The sequence below is a fragment of the Bacillus sp. JS genome (assembly GCF_000259365.1).
Taxonomy (GTDB): domain Bacteria; phylum Bacillota; class Bacilli; order Bacillales; family Bacillaceae; genus Bacillus; species Bacillus stercoris.
This window is the reverse complement of sequence record NC_017743.1, coordinates 890,677-906,257: the sequence shown is the minus strand read 5'-3', so window position 1 is coordinate 906,257 and position 15,581 is coordinate 890,677. Positions and strand designations below refer to the sequence as shown.

Below are 15,581 nucleotides of genomic sequence, written 5' to 3'. Positions count from 1 at the left end.
GATCTTAGATCGTTCAGACATGATCAGCGCGGCTTTTTGGATTCCGGTCATTACGGTGAAGATCGCCGGTTCGCTCTATATTGTGGTATACAGCCTTTCGTTCTTACACTCAACAATCGACCCGAAAGCCATGTATACACCAACCGGCATGTTCTCAGTCGTATGCATCATTAATATAGTAATTTCTCTTTTGCTGCCTTTTCATTTATTGATCGTGAAAAGCAAAGCATTGTTCGGCGCCAAAGCAAAACACTAGGAATTTTTAGCTTCTTTTGTTGGATAAACAGGCTTCTGTTTCGTTTTTCTTATATCTTTCAGGTAGTACTGTTCAGATGTAAAGAATTCGGTGTACAGCGCTTTTACCTTTCTGCTCAATAACAAGAGCGCAATCACATTCGGGACAACAATAAAAACCAATGCTAAGTCCAATACGCCCCAAATGGCTTTTGCTCCGCCTGCGGCACCTATGATAATAGCCGCTAAATAAACGAATTTAATCACATGTCCTGCCAGCCGCCCGAACAGAAATTCAGCTTGCTTTACGCCGTAGAAAATGACAACCATGATGGTTGATACAACAAAGAAAACGAGAGAAACTGAGACGAAATACCCTCCTCCAGAACCAAAATAGTGCTGAAATGCGGCCGTTGTCAGTGCTGCCGGGTCATTTGAGGCGTTCTTCCCCGTCCAGACACCGGATGCAAGGACGATAAAAGCGGTAGTCGTACAGATGATCAAGGTGTCAATGACAATGCCGATCACAGCCCAAAACCCTTGCCGCACAGGGTGATCAGTCATAGCTGCCGCGTGTGCAATCGGGGCTGTGCCCATTCCGGCTTCATTAGAATACAGCCCGCGGGCAAATCCCCAGCGAACGGTTTCAGCCAGAGCAGCACCAGCGAATCCTCCAACTGCTGAAGAAGAAGTAAACGCATTTGAAAAGATAAGAGAGAAAAACGCCGGCACTGATGATAGATTCATGAGAACAATCAGGAGACCGGCTCCCGCGTATGCCCCTGCCATAAGAGGCACGACAAACTCTGTTACTTTTCCGATCCGCTTTACTCCTCCGATCACCACTAACCCGATCAAAAACGCTATGCCGATTCCTGCGTATATTTTATTGAAAGAAAACGTCTCGGCAAGCGAGACTGAAACCGAATTTCCCTGAACCATAATACTCGGGATCAGCTCCACAATCAGCGCAACAGAGAAGAATACGCCGAGCCATTTCATGCGCAGCCCTTTTGTTATGTAATACATCGGTCCCCCGACGAATTCACCCTGCTCATTTTTTTCCCTGTAATGAACAGCAAGAACACTCTCAGAAAACTTAATCGCCATGGCAAATAAGGCAATAAGCCACATCCAAAAAACCGCTCCGGGCCCTCCAAACATAATAGCGGCAGGCACACCGACAATGTTCGCCGCACCGATCGTTGAACTGAGGGCCGAGGTCAATGCCTGGAGCGGTGTGACCGTCCCCTCTCCCTTCGGCTTTTTTCCTACACTGCCGATTGTCTGTTTGAAAATGTATAAAGGATAGCGAAATTGAAAACCTTTCAGCAAAATAGTGAAATACAACCCCGTCCCCGTCAGCAGAATGATTAGCGGCGGCCCCCACAGCCAATCAGATATATGCTCTATCCACCCTAATAGTCGTTCCATCCCATCACCCTTTTTTCGTTTATGAGTCATTTCCCATAGATGGAAAAACATAAACCTTTAGACATAGAACTTGGAATATAAAAAGGATGGCTTCTCTCAATCGCCATCTGCAGACAAGACAAATCAGCTGGAAGAAGGTCTGTTTCGTCCAAGCCGGTCATATACTTTATTCTTATAAAAAGCGGATGCTGGCTTTGAAAACATGTCTTTTTTGTCAACAAGCTTATCAAGAAGCAATTGCTTTTCAGATTTTGTTCTGATTAATTTCTCCCGTTCTTTTTCGTCATAGCACTTTTCGATTAAATGGTCGATGGTCATAAGCTCTTTTTTGAGCGCGCCCTCGTCCTCAGCCATTCCCGCATTTTTCATAATACGGTAGCCCATGCGCAGCGATTCCGGCAAGTGTGCCGCGTCATCTTTCGGCAGCGGCTTTCCCATTCCCGGGAGGTTTTGAAAGTCTCCGTCTTTGATGGCGCGCTTAATTTTATCTTCAGACACAATATGGGAAAAATCCATCCTTCCACCTCTTTTCATCTATTCCGTCTATTTTATCATATAATGATCATTCTACCATTTTATTCCTTTATTTCTAAAAAGATACCTTGTTTTACATTTGGTCATTTCAAAGCGAAACGTTGATTCGACGGCGTTTTTCGCCACTTTCTCCATCATACGATTTTCACTTTTCTAATCTGCTGATTCGTGTTATATTGGATACGTTCGTTTTTTCTATCGTTTCGCTCGAACTGGATCGGAAAAAAGGAGTGTAACAATGAAAACATTTATAAAAGAAAGAGGACTGGCCTTCTTCTTCATCGCGGTCGTCCTGTTATGGATCAAAACGTATGTCGGTTATGTCCTGAACTTCAACTTAGGAATAGACAACACGATACAAAAAATATTGCTTTTTGTGAATCCTCTTAGCTCAAGCTTGTTCTTTCTTGGCTTTGGACTCTTGTTCAAGAAAAAATTACAGCGGACAGCCATTATAGTGATTCATTTTTTAATGTCTTTTTTACTGTACGCAAACATTGTGTACTACAGATTTTTCAATGATTTTATTACAATTCCGGTCATTATGCAGGCTAAAACAAACGGCGGCCAACTCGGTGACAGCGCATTTTCGCTGATGAGACCGACTGACGCCTTTTACTTTATCGACACGATCATCCTAATCATCTTGGCGATCAAAGTGAACAAGCCTGCCGAAACGTCAAGCAAAAAATCGTTCCGAATTATTTTAGCGTCTTCGATTCTTGTGTTCTTGATCAACCTGGCAGTTGCGGAATCAGACCGTCCTGAATTGCTGACAAGATCATTCGACCGGAACTATCTTGTGAAATACTTGGGAACATACAATTTCACAATTTATGACGCTGTACAGAATATCAAGTCCAACAGCCAGCGCGCGCTTGCCGATTCCAGCGACGTGACGGACGTAGAAAACTATATGAAAGCCAATTACGATGTGCCGAATAACGTGTATTTCGGCAAAGCGGAAGGAAAAAACGTCATTTACGTTTCACTTGAATCTTTGCAGTCATTTATCATCGACTATAAAATTGACGGCAAAGAAGTGACACCGTTCTTAAATAAACTGGCACATGATAACGAAACGTTCTACTTTGATAACTTTTTCCACCAAACGGGACAAGGTAAAACATCTGATGCTGAATTTATGATGGAAAACTCTCTGTACCCGCTGGCTCAAGGTTCAGTTTTCGTAAACAAAGCGCAAAACACGCTGCAATCCGTTCCGGCGATTCTGAAGTCTAAGAATTACACATCTGCCGCGTTCCACGGGAACACGCAGACGTTCTGGAACCGTAACGAAATGTACAAAGCGGAAGGCATTGATAAATTCTTTGATTCTGCCTACTATGACATGAACGAAGAAAACACGAAAAACTACGGCATGAAAGACAAACCGTTCTTCAAAGAATCAATGCCGCTGCTGGAAAGCCTGCCGCAGCCGTTCTATACGAAGTTCATTACCCTGTCCAACCACTTCCCATTCGGAATGGATGAGGGGGATACAGACTTCCCGGCTGGAGACTTTGGTGACTCTGTCGTCGATAACTACTTCCAGTCAGCCCATTACCTTGATCAGTCCATTGAACAATTCTTCAATGATCTGAAAAAAGACGGGTTATATGATAAATCGGTTATTGTAATGTACGGAGACCACTACGGCATCTCTGAAAACCACAATAAAGCGATGGCGAAAGTGCTTGGCAAAGATGAAATCACTGATTACGACAATGCCCAGCTTCAACGGGTGCCGCTCTTTATCCACGCTGCCGGCGTGAAGGGCGAGAAGGTTCATAAATATGCCGGAGACGTCGATGTGGCTCCTACCATTCTGCATCTGCTCGGAGTGGATACGAAAGACTATCTGATGTCCGGGTCTGATATTTTATCGAAAGAACACCGTGAAGTGATTCCGTTCCGAAACGGAGACTTTATTTCACCGAAGTACACGAAAATATCCGGTAAGTATTACGATACGAAAACCGGCAAAGAACTCGATGAATCCGAAGTCGACAAGTCAGAAGACTCACTCGTCAAGAAGGAACTTGAAATGTCCGATAAAATCATAAACGGAGACCTGCTGCGGTTCTACGAGCCGAAAGGTTTTAAGAAGGTAAACCCTTCTGATTATGATTACACAAAACATGACGAAGATTCTTCCGAAACGTCAAAGGATAACGAAGATAAATAAGAAAAAGCGGAGAGGTTGCCCTCTCCGCTTTTTTATTTGACAGCAGCTCTCAATTCCTCAGCTGCAAATTCCACATTCGGCCCAATAATGACTTGAACCGATTGCCCGCCAGATTTGACAACCCCTTTTGCGCCTGCTTTCTTCAAAAGCGCTTCATCCACCAAAGCGGTATCCTTCACAGTCAGTCGCAGCCTTGTGGCGCAATGATCAATGGTTTGAAGATTTTCTTTTCCGCCGAGCCCTTTCAGCATGATGTTTTCATTTACATCCTGAACCGTATTTTCATCCAGCACTTCATCCACATCATCATCTTCCCGTCCCGGCGTTTTTAAATTCAAAGCCTTAATCAGTACATAAAACACGATAAAGTATACTGCCGCATAGCATATACCTACAAAAAGCAGAAGCAGCGGTTTTTCTGCGATTCCGTAGCTGAGCACATAATCGATAGCTCCGGCTGAAAAAGAGAAGCCTGAGCGGATGCCTAGCCAGTTGACGATAAATAAAGATAACCCTGTTAAGATCGCGTGAACAGCGTATAAAAGCGGAGATAAAAACATAAATGCAAACTCAATCGGCTCCGTAATCCCTGTGATAAACGCCGTTAAAGCAAACCCAATCATCATTCCAGCCGTCGCTTTCCGTTTAGACGGCTTCGCAGTCACAACCATAGCCAGACACGCCGCCGGAAGACCGAACATCATGATTGGGAAGAATCCGGTCATATATGTGCCCGCTGTCGGATCTTTCGCGAAAAAGCGCGCCAGATCCCCTGTCACTCCGTTATATTCTCCGAATTGGAACCAGAAAATATTGTTCAGTACGTGGTGAAGGCCAAGCGGAATTAACAGCCTGTTGAAAAGGCCGAATATGCCCGCTCCGATGCCGCCGAGCCCGAGCATCCACTCTCCAAATGAGTTTATACACGATTGAATCGGCGGCCAGACGACTCCGAATATGCCGGCTAAAATGATCGTAATGATGGCAGTTATAATCGGCACAAGCCGTCTACCGCTGAAAAATCCGAGATATTCTGGCAGCTTTGTATCCTTGAAGCGGTTATAGGTGTAACCAGCAATTAAACCGGCAATAATTCCCCCAAACACCGCCATGTTATTTGTTTTGTCAATTGTCTTTGTCGCCGCGTCAAGCATCAGATACGATATCGCCCCTGATAAACCCGCGGCCCCATTGCTGTCCTTCGAAATACCGATGGCAATTCCAATCGCGAAAATAAGCGGCAGATGATCAAAAACCGCCGTCCCCGCCTGATAGACAAACGGGATATTAAATACATCCTCTCTGCCAAGCGCAAGGATAATTCCAACCGCAGGCAGAACCGCAATCGGGAGCATAAATGACTTCCCGAGTTTTTGTAAAAATGAAAGCATACCCATCCCCCTCATACCCTTTTTTTTCAAATATACCATATAAGATATCTAGTGATCTATACCAATTTTCCCAAGGCATTTCTTTTTTCCCAGGTCCGTGTGTTTCCTATTTTTAAGACAGTTGTGGTAAGCTTAATCTAGATTATTTAAAAAGAAAGCGGGAATGACAGATGATTGTAACAAACGATCAAGAATTAGAAGGCCTGAAAAAAATCGGAAGAATCGTCGCGCTTGCGCGTGAAGAAATGAAGCGAAAAGCAGAGCCCGGCATGAGCACAAAAGACCTTGACCTTATCGGAAAAGCTGTGCTTGATGAGCATGGCGCCGTTTCAGCTCCTGAGAAGGAATACGATTTTCCAGGTGTGACATGCATCAGCGTAAATGATGAAGTGGCTCACGGCATACCAAGCACTTCCAAGATTTTAAAAGCAGGGGACCTTGTCAACATCGACATCTCCGCTGAATTTGGCGGGTTCTATTCCGACACAGGCATCTCATTTGTACTCGGTGAAGGAGAAGAACGCCTTCATAAGCTTTGCCAATGCGCGGAAGACGCTTTTCAAAAGGGCCTTCAGCAGGCAAAAGCAGGCAAGCGCCAAAACCAGATCGGAAGAGCCGTTTATCATGAAGCACGCTCTCAAGGCTTTACCGTCATCAAAACACTGACCGGCCACGGAATCGGCCGCAGCCTGCATGAAGCGCCGAACCACATCATGAACTATTATGATCCGTTTGATAACGCGCTTTTCAAAAACGGCACAGTGATCGCGCTTGAACCGTTTATTTCTACGAAAGCGGAAACGATTGTTGAAGCTGGAGACGGCTGGACGTTCAAGACGCCGGATAAAAGCATGGTTGCCCAAGTTGAGCACACGATCGTTATCACAAAAGACGAACCGATTATCCTGACGAAGCTGTAAAACACATTCCGGACTTCCGGCAGGTTTAGCCTCCTCGAATTGCAGGTAAAACAACATTATTCTGCACGAGGAGGACTTGCAATGAACAGAGATCAAGAAAAAATCCAAATTGAAAACGAAATGAACGCGATGCACGGCACAACAAAAGAAGACATTTTAAAAGACTTTGAGGAATTTAAAGACTACTTGAAAAAACAAGTCAATCGAGGCAAAAAGCTGGGATTGGATGACGGCAAGCTGGTGAAAAGCGCCGCGATCCTGGGAGACTACCTCGCAAAGCATGAAGAGCCGCAAAACGGTGAAGAAATGCTGCTGCAAGAGCTTTGGAGCATTGCGGACGAAAATGAGAAAACACATTTGGCACAGCTTCTGGTCAAATTGGTTGATAAACAATAAAACATGAGCCGGGCGATATATGCGCCCGGCTTTCTTGATATTGTCACAGCCCGGCTCTTCCAGATATGCTACACTACTATTATGTCTGTGAAAGGAGCCTCTATCTGCATGTGGTTTATCATTTTTGGCATCATTTTTTTCATTGAAGGCATCTTAATAACCGTTTACGGCGTAAAGAAAAAAAACGGGATGCTCACATATATCGGCATTGTTTTCGCCATTATGACATTTGGCGTTGTTATGCTCAAATTGACCGGCCATTAAATCATATTCGGCTTTTACTCCGCATATACATACAGAAGAACATTCGCATATCTAGTGCGAAAGGCTCAGTTTCCCCCACATCTCTTTTCAGCATCTTTTTATAGATGTTACAATGCCAATCGTTTCGAAATCAGATAGGGAAAGGAGTTTTCTGACATGCATTACGGCAGTAAAGGCTGGTATGTGGCAGAACTAAAAAAGCAGGGGATCACGCACCATGAGGGAAGAAAGCTTCAAAGCTATAAAACCTATTTTCTTGCCAACCTGCTTGAAACAAAGAAAAAACAATCTTAAAGATGTCAAAGCCGCGCACGTTGATATGCGCGGCTTTTTTCTATTCAACCGGCAGCAGCCTGGCCTTTTTTTTCATAAAGGACGCTCTCCAGCTTTTCGATAGGGCATCCTCACTTAAAATCCGGTCAATGGCGGTGAGATTTTTTGCATCATGATAGTTGATACGGTTGGCGAACTGGACGGAGATGCCTTTCTCTCCTCTGGATAGCAATTCAAGCTTGGCGCCTGGTGACACCCTGCCCTCCTCCAGCACGCGAAAATAATACCCTGTATAGCCTGTTTGCTGAACCTTCAGCACCATTTCTTTTACGCCAAACTTTTTCGCCAGCTTTACACACGGCTGGCGCGGCTGGCTGACCTGAACAACAGCTTCATCAAGCTTGAACACATCCCCTATGCAAACTGTCTCCTCAGTCAGGCCCGCGACCGTCAAATTTTCTCCAAATGCGGCGCTTGGCAGCGGTCTTGAGAGGAACTCTTCCCAAAACGGATAATGCTCCGCCGGGTAGACGCAAACAGCCTTATCAGGTCCGCCGTGGTTGACGATGTCCGCCTGTCCGTCTCCTTCAAAATTCTCTCGGTGCAGCATAACGGCGGAATCAGCCGGCCGCTTCATGATGCCGGTTTCGATCTTCTTTCCGTCATATTCAAGCGTCTGCGGTTTTCCCAGATTAAGAGAAAGAACTGTATAGCGCTCTGGTTTCATGCGAACACATCCTCTTTACAGGCTGTAAAATAATTGATTATCATAAAAAGAAAAGGTGGTTTTTACATGCTTCAATACCGAATCATTGTAGACGGCCGGGTTCAGGGTGTGGGCTTTCGCTATTTTGTTCAAATGGAAGCTGATAAGCGAAAACTGGCCGGCTGGGTCAAAAACCGTGATGACGGGCGTGTTGAGATATTGGCAGAGGGGCCGGAAAACGCGCTGCAATCGTTTCTTGAGGCTGTAAAGAAAGGAAGCCCTTTCTCAAAGGTTACCGACATCTCTGTGACTGAATCCCGCAGCCTTGAAGGCCATCATCGATTTTCTATTGTTTACTCATAAGGCTTATCTTGATAAAAGTAATTCGGCTTAACGATTGAGTTGTCATAGGATCGGTGGAAGATATGAGTGGCAGCGGGTGAAATTGGCGGAATCAGCCACGTCCAATCCCCCGTCAGCTTTCTGCCCGCTTCTTCCTCCTGTTCTTCAAACCGTTTAAACTGGCTTGCGGCTGTATGATGGTCAACGATGCTGACCCCCTGCTTTTTATACGAATGCAGCACAGCCTTATTCAATTCAACAAGCGCTTGGTCCTTCCATAAATCCGTATTGTAATCAGCGGCGATGCCGATCACGGACGCTACTTTTTTGAGCTTGTCGTACCGCTTTTCATCTGCGAGGTTTCTCGCTCCGATCTCCGTGCCCATATACCAGCCGTTAAATGGCGCGGCATTATAATGAATGCCCCCGACCTCAAGCTTCATATCAGAGATGATAGGCACGCCGTACCACTTCAGCTCCAAATCAGAAAACGCCTCTATGTCCGGATGTGTGATTGGAACCTCGATCACAAGTGAACGCGGCAGCTCATACCAGACAGGCTGTTCGTCGCCTTTCATGCGAAAAATGAGCGGCAGCAGGTCAAAATCCGTTCGCTCTCCGCGCCAGCCGAGCTCTTCGCAGGCTGCTGTCAGGGAACAGGAAGCCGGGTCACCGATTCTTTCTCCGTCTGACTCATATCCAGCGTACCGGATCAGCTGATGATTCCAGATCTCGACTTGCTTTTCACCCTTCTCTTCCGGAGGGAAAATCGTAATGGTCGGTCTGATTTTGCCGTTATTGGTGGCGGTTTCAATATGGTGAAAGAGGGCGTCACGCACTTCCTCCTTCGTCCGGACGTCTCGTCTGTCAATGACATTCAGCGAATTCCAGAACAATCTGCCGATGCAGCGGTTGCTGTTTCTCCAAGCCATTTTCGCTCCGTGCTCCAGCTCTTCCTTCGTATGTACATAGCTCCCGGTCAGGTCAATTTCACTTTTAATGTCCTCGAGACGGTCTTTCACTTCCTCCTCCTTTCCCAATTCCTGATAGCATGCGGCAATAAACGCTTTCGCTTCGTTCCAGAGTATTTCTTTTTCTTCCAACAAACTCTCCCCTTCACATCACTTCATGCTTTTCATTGTATCGTTTTTAAGCGGCAAGACAAATGGTTTTTCTGCAACTTCCTGGAAAACAATAAAAAACACCCGCGTGGTGCGGGTGTCAAATAGACGATAACCGATTTGCCAATTCAATTAAGTCACTTCGAAAGTTTTTGCCGGTCATCGGTATGCCGTGCCCGGTCAATAACGCTTCCGGTTCAAGACCGGCCAGCTTTAGAATGGACTCCGCGGCCGTCTCTGTGTCAGGCGTGAAATAAGCCGGCGGACCGTGAAGCTCCTGTTTTTGTATCAAGACGTCAGCCATTTTCTCCTGTTCCACCGTAATAACAGCATCACCAGCCACAAGCACGCGGCCATCATCGCGGAATAACGAAATATGGCCCGGCGTGTGTCCCGGTGTCGCGATCCACATCCACTCGTCAAGAAATGGAACTGAGCCGTCTTCCGGCAGTTCATGCACCTGTGAGGAAATATCGATGGAATGCCGCGGAAACAGCGGCGACAGCTTGGCGACCAGCCCGCTCTTGCTGTCAGGACGAGCTGGAGGATACCCCTCTTTGCCTGTTACATAAGGCATTTCCCTTGAATGGACATAAACAGGTACATCCCAATGTTCAAGAATCTCTTCGATTGCTCCGATATGGTCAAAGTGCCCGTGTGTAAGGATAACCGCCTTCAGCTGAAAACCTTCACCGAATCTTTGCTTGGCTTCATTGACAATCATGCCGGCTGATTGGGGCATACCGGCATCAATTAAAACAAATGAGTGAGGTTCAGAAGGCAGCTGAATAAAATAGACATTCGCAATTTGCACAGTCAGGCCGTGCACCCCTTTTGCCGCTTCGAACCCCGTTCCGCTTCTGACCGAAGTCAGCGGCATATAAGGATCACCCATAATGACACCTCCGGAATGTTGTATGCCGTTAGTGTGTGTCATTACGCCTGAATTATCATAAGGAAATAGAGATCGCACCAATCAATAGAGCGATAGCCGTCATGACGATCACTGCGAGAACCGCCCATTTTAATGCGAATTTTTGGTGGTCGTCAATAGAAACCCCGACAAGCCCGACAAGCAAATGAGTGGATGGCACAAGCGGACTCAGCATATGAATCGGCTGGCCGATAATAGAGGCTCTGGCAATTTCAACTTTATCCACACCGTATGCGACAGCTGTTTCTGATAAAATTGGCAGCACCCCGTAGAAATACGCGTCATTCGGCATCAAGAATGTAAAAATGCCGCTTGTTAAGGCCACAATCGCCGGGATCAATCCACCCATTTGTTCCGGTATCATGGACACGAGCGAGATCGCCATTTCATCAACCATTTTCGTGCCTGTCAAAATACCCGTGAACACCCCGGCCGCAAAAATCATTGAACCAATAGCCAGCACGTTGCTGGAATGCGCCGCGATGCGCTGTCTCTGATGCTCGAGATTGGGATAATTCACAATCAGTGCAATACAGAACGCAATGACAAACAGAACGGTTAAACTGATTTTCCCTGATACTAAACATCCTATTAAAGAAAGCGTCAACAATAAATTGAACCACCAAAGCTTCGGCCGCTTCCACTCATCTTCAACCGCTGCCGCCGGTTCATTGGCATTGGCCGGCTGTTTCAGTTCAATCACACCAAGGCGCTTTCGTTCCGCTTTTCCAAGCACATACGCAACCGCCACCATGCAAAGCATCCCGCTTGCAATGACAGGAATCATCGGCCCTGTAAGCTCAGCCGGATCAACCCCCAGCGCGCTCGCCGCCCGCGGCGTCGCGCCACCCCATGGAATCGTGTTCATGATTCCCATGCCGACGCCCGCGATTCCCGCCAGGATAATTGGCCGGATGCCAAGCAGCAAATAGAGCGGAAGCATGGCGCTTGTCGTAATCATATACGTTGTCGAACCGTCTCCGTCCAATGCAACGAGCATCGTCAGAACCGCTGTCCCGACAACAATTTTTAAAGGGTCCCCTTTGACCATGCTTAAAATTTTGCCAACCATTGGATCAAACAGGCCTGCATCAATCATAATTCCAAAATATAAGATCGCAAACATAATCATGACAGCTGTCGGTGCGACTTGCTGAATCCCCGAAATCATCATGTCCCCAACTTCAGTAAATCCAAATCCGGCGATCAGCGCAAACACAATCGGCGTCAAAACCAATGCTGTTAAAACAGAAAGCCGTTTTGTCATGATCAATGCCATAAACACAAGCATCATGAGAAAGCCTAAGATTGCTAACACATCCATTCCCCCTTAAATGAATCCGCTTACATTTTTCCCCTTACTCCCCTTTTGTCTTGCCTTTTTGCCATCGTATGGGAAAACCAACCGCAAGTAAATAATTTGGTTTTTTTATATTTTTAATTTTTTAAAACCGTTTTGTTCTTTTTGATCATTTTCCGGCATGAAAAAGATCCCGGGATGCCGGGATCTTAATTTCCTGTCATTATGCTTTGATAAAAAGCGGATTGCTGTTCAAGAAACCGTTTCGTTTCCCTGCTGTTCAAATAAAAGCTTTCCCAGTCCTGTTCGTTTATTTTCCGCCTCCATTCAGGTGAGGAGGTGACCTTCTTGAGCGCTTGGTCCCAGTAAGAAATCTCTTCCTCGGACATATTTTTCGGGCCCAAAATCCCTCTCCAATGAGAAAAAACAAACGGGATTCCCTGCTCCTTCCACGTCGGTACCTTTGGAAAACCGGGAAGTCTTTTATCAGATGTTACAGCGGCTAACGTGATATCGCCGTTTCGTTCATATGGTTTCGCTTCAGAAAGGGTCATGGAAGCTGCTTCTATCTCATGTCTGATCAGCGCCTGAATGAGCTGTTCACTGCTGTTATACTGTAAAAATTGAATGTCAAAAGGGTCAATGCCGTACATATCGGCCGCTCTGGCGAACGAAAGCTGATCATCATTGCCAAACCCCGGGGCAAAGCCGATTTTCACCTTGCCGGGATGCATGTTGATCTCATTTAGCACATCCTTGCCGTTTGTTAACGCTGATCCTTTTGGCAATGCAACTGTCTGCCATTCCTTGGAGAGAATGGCGAGCGGCGTAAAATCGGACATTTTTAATTTGCTTTGCCCGAGAAGATCATTGCTCAATATTAGGCTGGACGTCATGCTGATGGTTTGTTTGCTGTTGTTGTTGACATATTTCCAGCCTTTCTCTCCCCCGCCGCCTGGTTTATAGACGATATGAACATCCCCCTTCACAATCTGCTTCTTGCTCAAAACAGATTGAATCGCCTGCGCTGTGACATCCCAGCCGCCGGAAGGCTCAGCGGGGACAACAATTTCTATCGGCCCGTCCGGCAGGCGCGGCGCAGCCGCCTGCCTGATATCACCCTGCATAAAGATCAACAGAAAAATCAACAGGATTATAGATTGTTTCATATCTATTTCGCCGCCAAATAATATTTTCTCTCCGGCCTGCCGATAATCCCGTATTCAAGCTCGGCTCTTGCTTCTTCCTTTGACACAAGGTACTCGGCATAACGGCGGGCAGTTGTTCGTGACGCCCCCATTTTTTCCCCGAGTTCCTCCGCTGTCAATCCTTCTGACGCCGTCCGAAGCGCTTCCTTAATTTTTCGCAGTGTAATCGAATTAATGCCAGTCGGCAAATTCTCTGCCGGCAAAGATGTCTTCACACCGTTTCCAAAAATATGATCGATCATGGACTGGCTGACCTCCGGCTGAGACATGAGCAGCTTTCTTTTTTCTTTATACTGAAGCAGCACCTGCCTGAACTTGTCAGCCGTTACGGGTTTGATTAAATAGTGGGCAATCCCCGCCCTTAGCGCTTCCTGCAAATGACGGGTTTCTGTTGCCGCTGTGATAATCATAATGTCCACTTCAGGAAATCGGCTTCGTATTTCAGGAATCAATGCGGTCCCAAGCTCGTCCGGCATATAAATATCCAGCAGAAGCAAATCAGCCTTGTGTTCCTTCAAAAGCGCCATTGTCTCTTTGGCGTTGGCCGCTTTGCCAATAATCTTGAATCCATCAAGCTGTTTAATCAATCTCTCATGGATTTGCGCAACTCGAAAATCATCCTCCGCAATCGCGATGTGAATCAAATGGATTCCCCCCTTGTTTCTCCTTCGGTATAAACACAGTGAAAACCGCCCCGCCGGTTTTTTGATTCGCCAGTTCGATCCAGCCACCCAGTTCACGCACTGAGTCTTTCACATTGGCCAGACCGTAGCCTCTCTTCATCCCCTTTGAAGAATAGCCTCTCTCAAACACAGCTTCCATCTTATCTGGCGGCACACCCGTCCCTGTGTCTGATACTTCGATGACAATGTCACGGCCCATATCCGTGATAAAAAACAAAACCTCCTTCACGCGTTGCTCTGCTACAGCTTCGAAAGCGTTATCAATTAAATTGCCGATAATCGTAATAAGATGGGACAAGCCGATATGCGCAGGAAGAGGCGCGAGTGAGCTGTTTTCATCAATCACCAGCTTGACCTTCTTTTCCGATGCCTTGCTTATTTTCCCTAACAAAATCGCCTGCACCTGCTGCGAATGGATGTTATGGAATAAAAGATCATGCTGCTCATTTTGTATCGCGTATTCCTCTTTAATCAAATCAATGGCTTCATCATATTCCCCAAGCTCAAGCAGCCCTAAAATCGCGTAAAGCTTATTTGAAAACTCATGAGTCTGCGCTCTGAGATCCTCTGAATATTTACGAACCTCTGTCAATGTGTCAATCAGCTTCTTCAGCTCTGTTTTCTCCCTGAAGCTGACGACAATCCCATGCGCCTGCCCGCCTTGATTCATCACTTTTGTATTGATAATAAACACTTGATCGTTGACGCTTACCTCCTGATTCGGCGGTATTTCACCTTGTTCAAGCACAGACATCAGCCCGGCTCCCGGCATGACCTCATCTATGGGAAGATGGATCACAGGCTCGGGCAGCCTCAGCATCTCGGCCGCCGACACGTTCATCATGGTGACGACACCTTCACGATTGGTGGCAATGATCCCTTCTCGAATCGCCAAAAGCATTGCGTTCCTCTCACGATATAGCGCCGCGATCTCATGCGGTTCAAGCCCAAGCGTATCCTTTCTGATGCTTTTGGCCAGCACGGCGGCGCCAGCAAATCCGAGCAGCAGCACAAGCACGGCAATCACGCTCAAATTTCTTAAATGTTTTTTGATGCTTTGCTCTGTCTCCGTTTGCAGAAAATCAACAGACACGCTGCCAATCACTTGGCTGTATCCCTTCTGCTCTTTCATAATCGGCGCGCTCCCTCTGATTACTCTCCGTCCATCCGCTTTTGTTGCAGAAACATGCGAGCCCCCAAACAAAATCTCTCTGCTGCGCTCCAGCTTCTCTACACCGCTTTTTCCAGAGGCGCTGCGAATGTCTCCTTTTTCGTCCAAGATATAAATGGCATACGCGCCAGTCTGTTCTTTCATTTGTTCAATGACGTCTTGCGTCTCAGCGGCATGTCCGCCTTTTCTCTCAATGAGCTCTTTAGCCGGCGGCATATAGGAAATAGTTCTCGCCGTTTGAACCGCCAGCTGCTCCGCCTGCCTCCGTTCTTCCTGTGTATGCTGAACGGCTAACGTAATGGTCAGCACACCAATGACAAAGACCAGCAGAGCCGCAATCAGCCCCATTATTTTTGTTTGCAGGGAAAAATGGAACCGCTTTTTCACCAAGCACCAGCCGTCCTTTCTACCTAGATCATACCATTTTTCACAGGAAATTTTCTCATTTTTCAAAATCCGTTTTCTTGCGAAGGAGTGAAAAT

17 protein-coding genes and 1 pseudogene are annotated in these 15,581 nt (G+C 46.5%); 7 read left to right on the top strand and 11 right to left on the bottom strand.

Going from position 1 to position 15,581, the window contains the following annotated elements; all coding sequences use genetic code 11:
* Positions 1-4 precede the first annotated feature (4 nt).
* Positions 5-256, top strand: a pseudogene (locus MY9_RS04450) (endospore germination permease); the annotation flags it as partial.
* Here the strand turns inward: MY9_RS04450 and MY9_RS04445 are convergent.
* From MY9_RS04445 to MY9_RS21070, 3 genes are all read right to left on the bottom strand, one after another.
* Complete coding sequence (locus MY9_RS04445) at positions 253-1,668, bottom strand: alanine/glycine:cation symporter family protein (RefSeq protein WP_014663194.1); 1,416 nt, start codon at positions 1,666-1,668, stop codon at positions 253-255. The pseudogene MY9_RS04450 and the gene MY9_RS04445 overlap by 4 nt on opposite strands.
* A gap of 123 nt (positions 1,669-1,791) precedes the next feature.
* Positions 1,792-2,184 (bottom strand): J-domain-containing protein, encoded by a 393-nt coding sequence (locus MY9_RS04440; RefSeq protein WP_014663192.1) that lies wholly within the window; start codon positions 2,182-2,184, stop codon positions 1,792-1,794.
* A gap of 51 nt (positions 2,185-2,235) precedes the next feature.
* Entirely contained in the window at positions 2,236-2,340 is a 105-nt protein-coding gene (locus tag MY9_RS21070) for a hypothetical protein (protein ID WP_081483599.1), read from the bottom strand.
* 100 nt (positions 2,341-2,440) lie between these two features.
* Between MY9_RS21070 and ltaS the strand changes: the two genes are divergently transcribed.
* Entirely contained in the window at positions 2,441-4,390 is a 1,950-nt protein-coding gene (gene ltaS / locus MY9_RS04435; protein ID WP_014663191.1) for a lipoteichoic acid synthase, read from the top strand.
* 32 nt (positions 4,391-4,422) lie between these two features.
* On the opposite strand, the gene nagE is transcribed toward ltaS, so the two are convergent.
* On the bottom strand, positions 4,423-5,781 hold the full coding sequence (gene nagE / locus MY9_RS04430) for an N-acetylglucosamine-specific PTS transporter subunit IIBC (protein WP_014663190.1): 1,359 nt from the start codon (positions 5,779-5,781) through the stop codon (positions 4,423-4,425).
* A 170-nt stretch (positions 5,782-5,951) separates the two neighbouring features.
* Here nagE and map point away from each other — a divergent pair, with 170 nt between their 5' ends.
* The 4 genes from map (at position 5,952) to MY9_RS04410 (ending at position 7,655) form a co-directional block, all read left to right on the top strand.
* Positions 5,952-6,701, top strand: a complete 750-nt coding sequence (gene map, locus MY9_RS04425; protein ID WP_003223067.1) for a type I methionyl aminopeptidase — start codon at positions 5,952-5,954, stop codon at positions 6,699-6,701.
* Between the two features lie 81 nt (positions 6,702-6,782).
* Entirely contained in the window at positions 6,783-7,097 is a 315-nt protein-coding gene (locus MY9_RS04420) for a DUF3243 domain-containing protein (protein WP_014663189.1), read from the top strand.
* A gap of 108 nt (positions 7,098-7,205) precedes the next feature.
* Positions 7,206-7,361: a hypothetical protein gene (locus MY9_RS04415; protein ID WP_014663188.1), complete on the top strand. Its 156-nt coding sequence runs from the start codon at positions 7,206-7,208 to the stop codon at positions 7,359-7,361.
* A gap of 156 nt (positions 7,362-7,517) precedes the next feature.
* Positions 7,518-7,655: a YflJ family protein gene (locus MY9_RS04410; RefSeq protein WP_003239885.1), complete on the top strand. Its 138-nt coding sequence runs from the start codon at positions 7,518-7,520 to the stop codon at positions 7,653-7,655.
* A gap of 40 nt (positions 7,656-7,695) precedes the next feature.
* Here the strand turns inward: MY9_RS04410 and MY9_RS04405 are convergent, their stop codons facing one another.
* Positions 7,696-8,361, bottom strand: coding sequence for an MOSC domain-containing protein (locus MY9_RS04405; RefSeq protein WP_014663187.1), 666 nt, complete (start codon positions 8,359-8,361; stop codon positions 7,696-7,698).
* A 66-nt stretch (positions 8,362-8,427) separates the two neighbouring features.
* Between MY9_RS04405 and MY9_RS04400 the strand changes: the two genes are divergently transcribed.
* Complete coding sequence (locus tag MY9_RS04400; RefSeq protein WP_014663186.1) at positions 8,428-8,703, top strand: acylphosphatase; 276 nt, start codon at positions 8,428-8,430, stop codon at positions 8,701-8,703.
* Here the strand turns inward: MY9_RS04400 and nosA are convergent.
* The 6 genes from nosA to yflR all read right to left on the bottom strand — a co-directional run bounded on the left by nosA (position 8,694) and on the right by yflR (position 15,489).
* Entirely contained in the window at positions 8,694-9,785 is a 1,092-nt protein-coding gene (gene nosA, locus MY9_RS04395) for a nitric oxide synthase (protein WP_003233711.1), read from the bottom strand. The two genes, MY9_RS04400 and nosA, sit on opposite strands and share 10 nt — an antisense overlap.
* Before the next feature lie 118 nt (positions 9,786-9,903).
* Complete coding sequence (locus MY9_RS04390; protein WP_014663184.1) at positions 9,904-10,698, bottom strand: MBL fold metallo-hydrolase; 795 nt, start codon at positions 10,696-10,698, stop codon at positions 9,904-9,906.
* A 55-nt stretch (positions 10,699-10,753) separates the two neighbouring features.
* Positions 10,754-12,055: a citrate transporter CitM gene (gene citM, locus MY9_RS04385; protein WP_014663183.1), complete on the bottom strand. Its 1,302-nt coding sequence runs from the start codon at positions 12,053-12,055 to the stop codon at positions 10,754-10,756.
* A 191-nt stretch (positions 12,056-12,246) separates the two neighbouring features.
* A complete protein-coding gene (locus MY9_RS04375; RefSeq protein WP_014663182.1) occupies positions 12,247-13,206 on the bottom strand; it encodes a tripartite tricarboxylate transporter substrate binding protein in 960 nt (319 codons plus the stop codon).
* 2 nt (positions 13,207-13,208) lie between these two features.
* Entirely contained in the window at positions 13,209-13,889 is a 681-nt protein-coding gene (gene citT / locus MY9_RS04370; protein WP_014663181.1) for a two-component response regulator CitT, read from the bottom strand.
* On the bottom strand, positions 13,861-15,489 hold the full coding sequence (gene yflR / locus MY9_RS04365; RefSeq protein ID WP_014663180.1) for a two-component sensor histidine kinase CitS: 1,629 nt from the start codon (positions 15,487-15,489) through the stop codon (positions 13,861-13,863). The genes citT and yflR overlap by 29 nt, the downstream gene beginning before the upstream one ends.
* Positions 15,490-15,581 lie beyond the last annotated feature (92 nt).